Genomic DNA, 10,679 nt, shown 5'->3' on the forward strand with positions numbered 1-10,679 from the left:
GCCCGTCGCGCACAAAGGCCTGCGCGGCGATGAACACCTGCGGCTCGGCACGGCGAAAGCGGTAGATGCTCTGCTTGGGGTCGCCCACGATGAAAACGCTGGGCGCGGCAGACCCGCCGCCTGATCCGGCGTAGCCCGAGAGCCAAGCATGCAGCGCCTGCCACTGTAGCGGGTTGGTGTCCTGGAACTCATCGACCAGCAGGTGGCGGATGCGGGCATCGAGCCGCTCCTGCACCCAGCCGGAGAGCACCGGGTCGGCCAGCATGACCAGGGCCGTGCGCTCCACATCGTTCATGTCTACCCAGCCGTGCTGCTGCTTGACGACCACAAACTGCGCGATCAGGCCGCGCGCCAGCCGGGCCATGCGCTGCTGGTGCTGCCAGGCCTCGTGCTGGCGGCGGGCCACCAGCAGGCGCTGCAGCTCGGGCTCGGCCTCTTGCGCGGCGGGGAACTTCTCCAGGTTCTTGGACAGGCGGTCTTCCTTGGCCACGAACATCGCTTTGCGCAGCATGTCGAGCCGCTGGTTCACATCCGCACAGGCCAGCGCGTCGATGATGGCGTCCGCCGCCTTTTGCGGGGTTTTGTTGGCCTCGGAGCCCAACGCGCTGGCACGGCTGCGCCAGCGCTGCAGGCAGGCCTCGGTCTGCAGGGCCTCGGCGGGCTCGGCAAAGGCGGCCAAGTCTGGGTAGGCCAGCTGGAACGGTGGCACCGAGGCATCGACAACGCCTGCCGCGTCGGCCAAGTCAAATTCCACCCGCTTGGCCAGTGCCGCTGCCAGCGCCTTATGGGTTTGCGATCGGCCGTGGCGGGCTACAACGGCCTCGTAGTCGGCGCGCAGGCTGGCGCTCTCGGCCACGGTCTGCAGAAACGGCGGCCAGACTTCGCGCACCGCTTCGGCATCGTCTTCCAGCAGCTCAAAGTGCGCGGGCAAGCCTTGCTGCTGCAGCAGCGCCAGCGGGGCCGTGCCCAGCAGCGCAGCAAACCAGCTGTGGAAGGTGCGGATCTGCACCGGGCGGCCAGCTTCGAGCAGGTGGCGGTATAAATTTTGTAGCGCCTCGCGCTTTTCCAATGAGCCCTGGGGGCTGATTCCTCTTGCAATCAGCTCTACGGTGAGTTCATCGAGCGGCTTGTGACTGAACTGCTCCAGCCATTCCTGCAGGCGCTGGCGCATTTCGCCTGCGGCCTTTTTGGTGAAGGTGATGGCCAGGATTTCGTGCGGCGCGCAGCCGTCCAGCAGCGCGCGCAGCATGCGCGAGACCAGCATCCAGGTCTTGCCCGCGCCCGCGCAGGCCTCCACCGCGACGCTGCGGGTGGGGTCACAGGCAATGGCATAAAACGCCTCGCGCGAGACAGGATGGCCGTTGTGTTCGTAGGCGGCCCGGGCTCGCTCAGTCATTCCAGAAGTCCTTTCGGCACAGCCCACGCACGGCGCAGAACTCACACACAGAGCCCTCGCCCAACGCGGGCAAAGGCGCACCAGCGGCGATGCGAGCCATGTCGTGCTGGATGCCTTCAATCAGCAAGTCGCGCAGGTGCACCACTTCATCCTGTTCGTGCATCTGGGTCTCGCCGCGCTCTCCCACGTTGACGTAGGCGGCACGGAGCGTGTCGTGGTGCAGCAGGGCCGCGTAGAACGGCAGTTGCGTGTCTTCAGCCCCGCTCTTGATGCGCTGGCGGGTCACACTGTCGCTTTCGGTCTTGTAGTCAATCACCAGCACCGTGGGCTCGCCCGTGCTGGAGACGCCGTCGATGCGGTCGATGGTGCCGATCAGCTCCAGATCGCCCAGCGGCTGGCGCGCCTTGACCTCGGCCTGGTGGAACATCGCGCCCTGCTTTTCGTGCCCGGCCAGCCAGTGCAGGTAGCCGTCGCGCAGTTGCGTCCAGCCTGCGGCAAAGGGCAGAAAGTCGCCTTCTTGCAGGCGCTGCTCGCGGGTGACAACCTCGGCGGCGGCGTCCATGCGGGCGCGGCGCTCGTCCACACCGTCGGCGGGCTCAGCCAGCAGGGCTTCATGAAAGTGCTGCAGCACGGCGTGCAGCCAGTTGCCAAAGTCACGCTTGTCCAATTCGGCATCCAGCTCGTCCGCCTCGCGCAGGCCCAGTTGGCGCTGGGCAAAAAACCGGTATGGACAGTGGCGCAAGTCAGAATATGCGGTAGACGACAACTGCGCCACGGGCAGCGCAATGCCCAAGGGCTGGGGGCGCACGGTGCGCGCAGCGAGCACCTCGCGTGCGGCGCGGCCATCCGTGCCAAGCGTGGCAGTGCCATCCAGTTGCAGGGCCAGCACCAAGGGGCTGGCCAATAGCGGCTCACCGCCCTCATCTCCCGTGCGCCACAACACATCGACCACCGGCGTGCGCAGGGCGTGCGCCCAGGCGGCCCGCTGGGCGGCTTCGAGCGACTGGCGCGTGGGCAGACCCCAAGCCTCGCGCTGGTTCTGGGACCAGTCGCCAGAGGGTTCTGGAGCGGCTTGCAAGCGCTTTTCATCGCAGCCCGGCAGCACGGCAGCGGCAAACGGGCGGGCCAGCAGTTGCGGCAGGGGCAGCACCACCACGGGCGCATCCGCAGCTTGCGCTGCCACGTAGCGCCCGGCTTCGAGCACGTCCTTCACCCAGCGCGTGAATTCGGCCAACGTCATGCGGCGGCCCACGCTCTCGCCCCAAGTCTCCAGCTCGCTCTGCTGGCCGTCTTGCAGGCGCAGCGCGGCCAGCACGCGCATGCCGGCCGGGTCGGCCTGCAGGCCTTGCCACTGACCGGCTTGCTCCAGCACAGCACGCAGGGCTTGCAGCCACTGCGCAAGCGCTCGCGCAGTGCGCAGAGTGTCGCGCCAGGCCTGCACAGTGGCCACGGTGCGCGCCAGGTGGGGTTGTGCGCTTAAATCACGCGCGGCGGCGGCGGCGCTCCAGTGCTGCACGACGCCTTTGCGCAGCCATTGCTCAAGGCGATTCACCTCGCCAGGCATCAGAGCAGGGGTGTGCTTGATCCAGTCCAGTACCTCGTTGGAGGATGCGTTCCACGCTGCGGCCTGCAATGCGGCCATGACACGAGAAGCGGCGCGTGTGGTGGAAAGAATCCAGCCACTTTCGTCACGCACCAGCACCCCACTGCTGTCCAGGTGGGCCAGCACGCGGCGGATCAGTGCGCGGTCAGTGGCGGCCAGCGCCACCGGCACGCGGCCATCAAGGACATGGGCCAGCACACAGGCCGCGGCACGATGGGCTTCGTCTTCGGCATCAGTGGCAGCATGCAGAGCGATTTGGGATGGCTCGGGGGCTTCATCGACCAGGGCAGGTAGCGCAACGCAAGCGCCCTGCTCTCCCCAATGGGCGAGCAGGGCCTGGGGAAGCGCGTCGGACTGAAAGCCTTCGAGCACCACCAGTGCATCCACGGCCCCGCGCACACCGGGCTCGAACAACACGTCGGTGGCGTGGCGCGAAGCCAGCACCCATTCCAGCGCCAGACGCGCCACCAGGGCCTCATAGTGCAGGCTACTGCCTTCGTCGGCGGTGGTCAGCAGTTTGCGGGCCTCGTCGCCCCAGGCCGAACGCTGCGCGGGGTGCACTGCGGCCACAGCGGGCGCCAGTTGGGCAGCCGCTTCCTGCAGTGGGGTGGCCAGCATCTCGCGCTGGGCGCCCTGCCCAACGCGCTCCAGCAAGGCGCGGGCCGTGAGTGTGTCACGCGCCACCTCGCCAGCAAAATCGTCGGCCGATGGCTCAAACACTTGCAGCTGGCGCGCCCAGTTCCGGGTGGTTTCAAAGCGCGGCGCAAAGCCTTGCGGAAACTGCAGCGCCCAGTGACGCTGGGCCCAGGGCATGAGCTGGGCGTAAGGCACCAGCACCACGGTGCGTGCCAGGTGGGCACCCCGAGCAGCAGCATGAGCGGCCACCTGGGCCAATGCGCGCTGCCACATGCCCTTGCTACAGCCTGCGCCCTGATCGCTTTTCGCTATGACAGTCATAGCGTCACAAGCCCCGGCCACACCGATGAACGTGGTATTGGTTTCTGTCACAATGCCCAGACTTTAAACGTACAACGGTCCCAACCCGCCCAAGATCAAGGAATTCCGCCATGGCCAGCGAACTCATCAAACATGTCTCTGACGCCAGCTTTGAAGCCGACGTGCTCCAACCCGGCTCCGCCGTGCTGGTGGACTACTGGGCTGAGTGGTGTGGCCCCTGCAAAATGATTGCCCCCATCCTGGATGAAGTGGCAGGCGCCTACCAGGGCAAGCTGCAGATCGCCAAGATGAACGTGGACGAAAACCGCGAGATCCCTGCCAAGTTCGGCATCCGTGGTATCCCCACCCTGATGCTGTTCAAAGATGGCCAGTTGGCCGCCACCAAGGTGGGCGCGATGAGCAAGGCCCAATTGACCGCTTTCATCGATCAGCAACTGGTCTGATCCTCTCCCTCAGCCCCTCGGCATGGATGCCGATGGGGCTTTTTTGTTGGGTACCAGCCCCTCAGGGGCGCAACCAAGTGGCCGCCATACAAGCAGTCACCCGGCCCCCAGATACCCTCGCATTTTTTCCTGTCATAATTCCAACCAGATCACCGAACTGCATGCATTGGCAGTCGGACCAAGATCCCTGGCGAGCCTGAACTGCAAACAGCAGCACATCCGGCATCAGCCCCACTCCCCCAAGATTCATACCAGCTCCGCCAAGGAGTCAATCCATGCACTTAAATGAACTCAAGGCACTGCACGTGTCTGAAGTCCTGAAGCAGGCCGAAGAACTCGAAATCGAAAATACAGGCCGCATGCGCAAACAGGAGCTGATGTTTGCCATCATCAAGAAGCGCGCCAAGGCGGGCGAGCAGGTGTTTGCGGATGGCGTGCTGGAAATCCTGCCGGACGGATTTGGCTTCCTGCGCAGCCCCGATACGAGCTTCACGGCGAGCACGGACGACATCTACATCAGTCCCAGCCAGGTGCGCCGCTTCAACCTGCACACCGGCGACATGATCGAAGGCGAGGTGCGCACACCCAAGGACGGCGAGCGCTACTTCGCGTTGACCAAGCTCGACGCCGTCAACGGTGGCCCACCGGAGCAGAACAAGCACAAGGTGATGTTCGAAAACCTGACGCCACTGTTCCCCAAGGAGCAGATGCGCCTGGAACGTGAAATCAAGGGCGAAGAGAACATCACCGGCCGCATCATCGATATCATCGCGCCCATCGGCCGTGGCCAGCGTGCGCTGATCGTCGCCCCACCCAAGAGCGGCAAAACGGTGATGATGCAGCACATCGCCCACGCCATCACGGCCAACAACCCCGATGTGCACCTGATGGTGCTGCTGGTGGACGAGCGCCCTGAAGAAGTGACCGAAATGCAGCGCACGGTCAAGGGCGACATCATCGCCTCCACCTTCGACGAGCCAGCAGCCCGCCACGTGCACGTGGCCGAGATGGTGATCGAGCGTGCCAAGCGCCTGGTCGAGCTAAAAAAAGATGTGGTGATCCTGCTGGACTCCATCACCCGCTTGGCCCGCGCTTACAACAACGTCGTGCCCTCCAGCGGTAAGGTGCTGTCGGGTGGTGTTGACGCCGCCGCGCTGCAGCGCCCCAAGCGCTTTTTCGGCGCCGCGCGCAAGGTTGAGGAAGGCGGCTCGCTCACCATCATCGCCACCGCGCTGGTGGATACCGGCAGCCGCATGGACGAAGTGATCTTTGAAGAATTCAAGGGCACCGGCAACTGCGAAATCCACCTGAACCGTCGCCTGTACGAAAAGCGCGTGTTTCCCGCCATTGAACTCAACAAGAGCGGCACGCGCCGCGAAGAGCTGCTGCTGGCGCCCGAGATCCTGCAAAAGACCCGCATCCTGCGCCAGTTCATGTACAACATGGACGAGATCGAGTCCATGGAGCTCATGATCAAGAACATGAAAGCCACAAAAACCAACGTGGACTTCTTCGACATGATGCGGCGTGGAGGCTGATTCTCAGCCTGTGCAATAATCGAGGGCTTTTTCTTGCGGAAAGTACATCGGACTGGCCGGTGCGGCTCCCGCAGTTGACTCAAAGGAAGATCATGAAAGAAGGCATTCACCCCAACTACCGCGAAGTTCTGTTCGTGGACCTGTCCAACGGTTTCAAGTTCGTGACCCGCTCGTGCGTGAACACCAAAGAAACCGAAACCTTCGAAGGCAAGGAATACCCGCTGTTCAAGCTGGACACCTCTTCTGAATCGCATCCTTTCTACACCGGCACGCAAAAGTCCGTGGACAACATGGGTGGCCGCGTGGAGCGCTTCCGCAACCGTTTCGGCAAGACCGCAGCGAAGTAATTCGCCTCCTGCGTTCCCGCCAAAAAGGCAGCCCGGGCAACCGTGCTGCCTTTTTTCTTTGTTTTTGCCCTTATTCTCGGTGGCTCTTCGCATTGCTGCCCACTGACGCGTGACCCCACCAACCCCCGCCATCGTTACCCAAAATGCCGTAAGCCCGCTTCCACGCTGGGCATTGCTGCTGCTGTGCATTGCCTATGTGGTGCCGGGCTTTGTCGGGCGTGACCCCTGGAAGAATGCCGATGTCACGGCATTCGGCTACATGCTGGAGTTGTCCCAGGGGCGCACGCAGTGGCTCAGTCCCCTGCTGGGCGGCATGCCACCCGAAACCGAGGGGCTGCTGCCCTACTGGCTCGGTACCTGGGCCATGCAGATCGCACCCTCCTGGCTATCGGCCGAAATGGCCGTGCGCATTCCGTTTGCCGGGCTGCTGGCCCTCACACTCATCGCGACCTGGTACGGCGTGTACTACCTGGCCCGCAGCCCCGGCGCACAGCCCGTGGCGTTTGCGTTTGGCGGCGAGGCCCCTCCGCTCGACTATGCCCGTGCGATTGCCGATGGCGCATTGCTGGCCTTGATCGCCTGCCTGGGGCTGGCCCAGCTGTCGCACGAAACCACCAGCTATCTGGTGCAACTCAGCTGCACCGCACTGCTCTTTTTTGCGGTGGCCGCCATGCCCCACCGCACCGTGGCACCAGCCATTGCGCTGGTGGTGGGCCTCCTCGGGCTGACGCTGGCCGGAGCCCCTGCCCTGGCCGCGATGCTGGGCGTTGGTAGCATGGCGCTGGTGGCGCTGGCCCCTGGCAGCAGCACCGACCGCCGGTGGCCCTGGGCGCTGGGCTTGCTGGCCGTCACGCTGCTGGCAGCCTGGGCGGCCTGGGCGCTGGACCTGTGGCGCTGGCGCATTGTGGGCGGCGGTACAGGCGCCAAGGAGTGGCAGAGCCTGGTGCGGCTGCTGATATGGTTTGGCTGGCCCGCCTGGCCGCTGGCGCTGTGGACCCTATGGCGCTGGCGCAAGCAGATCGTGAGCCGCCAGGGCCACCGGCATCTGCTGCTGCCGCTGTGGTTCTCGGTGGTTTCCGTTGCCGCCACCCTCAGCACCCAGCCTGCAGACCGCGCCCTGTTGCTGGGCCTGCCCGCCATGGCGGCGCTGGCCGCGTTTGCACTGCCCACCCTGCGCCGCAGCGTGGGGGCCCTGATCGACTGGTTCACACTGCTTTTCTTCACCGTGTCTGCGCTGGCGATCTGGGTGATCTGGATCGCCATGCAGACCGGCGTGCCCGCCAAGCCCGCCGCCAATGTGGCCAAGCTGGCTCCAGGCTTCGAACCCCAGTTTTCAACCCTGGCCCTGGTGGTGGCCCTGGCCGCCACCGTGGGCTGGTGTGGGCTTGTCTGGTGGCGTGCGTCGCGCGATCGGGCCCCGATCTGGAAAAGCCTGGTGCTACCCGCTGGCGGCGCTGCCCTGGGCTGGGTGCTGCTGATGACGCTGTGGCTGCCGCTGCTGGACTATGCACGCAGCTACACCCCACAGGTACGCAGCGTGCTGGCGGTTTTGGGGCCGGAGCCCGGATGCATTCAGACGGTGGGGCTAAGCCGCGCCCAGGTGGCAGCGCTGCAGTATCACGGCCAGCTCTCGTTGCAACGGGCGGGCCTGCAGGACGAATGCCAGTGGCTGCTGGCAGACATCGCGTCCTGGCCCGCGTCCGAGCGCATGGTCAACGCGGCCCTGTGGGAGCCCAGGGCCACCCTGCCTCGCCCGACGGACAAGAACGACCACCTGCTTCTGCTGCGTCGCAAAGGCCCGGCGCGCTGATGTCCGAGCTCTCCACTATCACCCGGCATGCCCTCACGGTTCTTGCCGGGCAACTGGCTGTCATGGCGTTTGGCGTGACAGACACCATCGTTGCTGGCCGCTACAGCGAAGCCTCGCTGGCAGCGCTGTCCGTGGGCTCGGCGATTTTCATCAGCGTCTACGTGGCGCTGATTGGAGTGCTGCAGGCGCTGCTGCCTGTGTGGGCCGAGCAGCGCGGTGCGAGCGAGACCGAGGAGGTTGGCCGCTCGCTGCGCCAGGCCTTGTACCTGTGTGGTGCCGCCACGGTGGCGGGCATGGCCATCCTGCTCTCACCCGAGCCCGTCCTGCGCTGGACCGATGTACCAATCGCCCTGCAGCCTGAAGTGGAAAACTACCTGGCCGTGCTGGCGCTCGCGTTGCCCCCGGCCCTGCTGTTCCGCATCTACAGCACGCTGAACCAGGCCCTAGGCAGGCCTCAGCTGGTGACCTGGCTGCAGGTGGGCTCGCTGTTCATCAAGCTGCCGCTGTCGGTGTGGTTCACGTTTGGTGGTGCGGGCCTGCCCGCGCAGGGCGTTGTGGGCTGCGCCTGGGCCACGCTGATTGTGAACTGCAGCATGCTGGCTTTGGCCATCTGGCTGCTGCGCACCCAGGACATCTACGAACCCCTGGGGCTATGGCGCCGCATGGAGCCGCCCCACTGGCCTACCATTGCAGGCTTTGCGCGCCTGGGCATTCCTGCGGGCCTGGCAGTGATGGTCGAGGTCACCTCTTTCACGCTGATGGCACTGTTCATAGCGCGCCAGGGCACAACGGCATCGGCGGCCCACCAGATTGCCGCCAACCTGGCTGCCGTGCTCTACATGGTGCCGCTGTCGCTCGCCATCGCCACCAGCGCGCGGGTCAGCTACTGGCTGGGGGCAGGCAACCCGGAGCAGGCGCGCAAGGTGGTTTTTGTAGGTTTTAGGCTTTCTGCGCCTGCTGGCATTGTCTTTGCAGCTATATTATTAATAGCAAAAGACCATATTGGGCGCGTGTACTCGACCAACGCCAGCGTGGTGGCGATGAGCGGGAGCGTGCTCGTATGGGTCGCCGCCTACCACGCGGCCGATGCGCTACAGACCCTGTGCGTGTTTGTGCTGCGCTGCTACCGCATCACACTGGCCCCGCTGGCCGTGTACTGCACCCTGCTGTGGGGCGCAGGCTTGGGTGGAGGCTACTGGATGGCCTACGCTGGCAACGGCCCCTGGGCCCAGGCTCCTTCGCCTACCCCGTTCTGGGCCGCCAGCGCTGCAGCCCTGACGGTCACCGCCACACTGTTTATCGCCATGCTCTGGCGGGCCATCAACCCTACAGGACGAAACCACGCAGTCGGTTTGCCGGGAAGGTAACCGAAAACACCGAGCCCTTGCCCAGGGTACTTGAGATATCAAGCGTGGCGCCATGGCGCTGCAGCACATGCTTGACGATGGCCAGCCCCAGACCCGTGCCCCCCGTTTCGCGCGACCTGCTTCGATCCACGCGATAAAAGCGCTCGGTCAAGCGCGGGATGTGTTCAGGTGCTATGCCGGGGCCGGTGTCCTGCACTGAAAACACGGCACAGCCATCTTCCTTGCGCTCCCACACAACGGCGATGGAGCCGCCTGCGGGTGTGTAGCGCACGGCGTTGTTGACCAGATTGGACAAGGCGCTCTGCAACTCGGCGGGCACCCCCGCAATCTCACCCTCACTGCGCAGCACCTCGACGGCCGGGAAACGGATCTCATGCGTACGCTGCTGGTTCTGCGTGAGCAGCACCGACAAGGCCCGGCCCTCGTCCTCGCAGCGCTGAATCAGCGACTGCACGGGCGTCCACTCGGCCATGCCGGGCAGCGGGCTGCCCTCCAGGCGCGACAGCGTGAGCAGATCCTGAACAACACTTTGCATGCGCAGAGCCTGCTGCGCCATCATCCCCAGGTAGCGAGAGCGCTCATCGGCACTGAGGGGCAGGGTCTGCAAGGTCTCGACGAAACCCGTCAACACGGTGAGCGGTGTGCGAATCTCGTGCGACACATTGGCCACAAAATCGCGCCGCATGGCATCGGCCTGCTCCAGAGCAGTGACGTCGCGCGAGAGCAGCAAGGTTCGCCCATCACCATACGGGTGCAGGTGCACCGAGATCCGCATCGGACGCGAGGGAGTGCTCATGCGTCCCTCCAGCACCACGTCGCTGGAGAAATCCTTGACCGCAAAGTAGGCAGTGAACTCTGGGTTACGCAGCAAGTTGCCGATGGACTGCATCACATCGCGCTGGGCATCAAAACCAAACTGACTCGCCGCCATCTGGTTGCACCATTCGATGCGGCCCTGCGCATCAAGCAGCACCACGCCATTGGGCGAGGCTTGCAGTGCCGCCAGGATTTCTTGCAGCCGGTCCTGGCTGTCACGGACCAGCGCCTCCTGCCTGCGCAGCAGGCGCCGGGCCCGGTCCGCCGCCTCGCCCCAAATGCCGCGCATGGCAGGCACATCCGACAGATCCCCCGTGCGCAGCCAGCGCAACACGCGCGCTCCACGCAACAGATCCCAGACAAACCAAGCCCAGCCCGCCAACGCGGCCCCCAGGGCCGCGC

General features: G+C 65.0%; 8 protein-coding genes. 5 read left to right on the forward strand and 3 right to left on the reverse strand.

Annotated features, from left to right (window positions below):
• The coding region (locus tag DBR12_RS23320; protein WP_233244994.1) for an exodeoxyribonuclease V subunit beta at window positions 1–1,396 on the reverse strand (1,396 nt) is incomplete at its 3' end.
• Window positions 1,389–3,956 (reverse strand): PD-(D/E)XK nuclease family protein, encoded by a 2,568-nt coding sequence (locus DBR12_RS20555; RefSeq protein ID WP_108618921.1) that lies wholly within the window; start codon window positions 3,954–3,956, stop codon window positions 1,389–1,391. The genes DBR12_RS20555 and DBR12_RS23320, both read right to left, overlap by 8 nt.
• Before the next feature lie 110 nt (window positions 3,957–4,066).
• Between DBR12_RS20555 and trxA the strand changes: the two genes are divergently transcribed.
• The 5 genes from trxA to DBR12_RS20580 all read left to right on the forward strand — a co-directional run bounded on the left by trxA (window position 4,067) and on the right by DBR12_RS20580 (window position 9,461).
• Window positions 4,067–4,399 (forward strand): thioredoxin TrxA, encoded by a 333-nt coding sequence (trxA, locus tag DBR12_RS20560; protein ID WP_108618922.1) that lies wholly within the window; start codon window positions 4,067–4,069, stop codon window positions 4,397–4,399.
• Window positions 4,400–4,674: 275 nt separating this feature from the next.
• The gene (gene rho, locus DBR12_RS20565; RefSeq protein ID WP_108618923.1) at window positions 4,675–5,937 is read left to right on the forward strand and encodes a transcription termination factor Rho; all 1,263 of its coding nucleotides are present in this window, start codon (window positions 4,675–4,677) and stop codon (window positions 5,935–5,937) included.
• Between the two features lie 92 nt (window positions 5,938–6,029).
• A complete protein-coding gene (locus tag DBR12_RS20570; RefSeq protein WP_044396829.1) occupies window positions 6,030–6,284 on the forward strand; it encodes a type B 50S ribosomal protein L31 in 255 nt (84 codons plus the stop codon).
• Window positions 6,285–6,393: 109 nt separating this feature from the next.
• Entirely contained in the window at window positions 6,394–8,094 is a 1,701-nt protein-coding gene (locus tag DBR12_RS20575; protein ID WP_108618924.1) for a hypothetical protein, read from the forward strand.
• Complete coding sequence (locus DBR12_RS20580) at window positions 8,094–9,461, forward strand: MATE family efflux transporter (protein ID WP_108618925.1); 1,368 nt, start codon at window positions 8,094–8,096, stop codon at window positions 9,459–9,461. The genes DBR12_RS20575 and DBR12_RS20580 overlap by 1 nt, the downstream gene beginning before the upstream one ends.
• Here the strand turns inward: DBR12_RS20580 and phoR are convergent.
• Window positions 9,421–10,679 (reverse strand): phosphate regulon sensor histidine kinase PhoR (gene phoR, locus DBR12_RS20585; protein ID WP_108618926.1); only part of this gene is annotated, 1,259 nt, incomplete at its 5' end. The two genes, DBR12_RS20580 and phoR, sit on opposite strands and share 41 nt — an antisense overlap.

The sequence above is a fragment of the Acidovorax sp. HMWF029 genome, from assembly GCF_003060895.1.
Lineage (GTDB): Bacteria > Pseudomonadota > Gammaproteobacteria > Burkholderiales > Burkholderiaceae_C > Acidovorax.

What these genes read in the sequence shown, in the direction of transcription:
- DBR12_RS20555 (WP_108618921.1), bottom strand. Translation starts at nt 3,956, where the DNA reads ATGACTGTCATAGCGAAAAGCGATCAGGGCGCAGGCTGTAGCAAGGGC.
- trxA (WP_108618922.1), top strand. Translation starts at nt 4,067, where the DNA reads ATGGCCAGCGAACTCATCAAACATGTCTCTGACGCCAGCTTTGAAGCC.
- rho (WP_108618923.1), top strand. Translation starts at nt 4,675, where the DNA reads ATGCACTTAAATGAACTCAAGGCACTGCACGTGTCTGAAGTCCTGAAG.
- DBR12_RS20570 (WP_044396829.1), top strand. Translation starts at nt 6,030, where the DNA reads ATGAAAGAAGGCATTCACCCCAACTACCGCGAAGTTCTGTTCGTGGAC.
- DBR12_RS20580 (WP_108618925.1), top strand. Translation starts at nt 8,094, where the DNA reads ATGTCCGAGCTCTCCACTATCACCCGGCATGCCCTCACGGTTCTTGCC.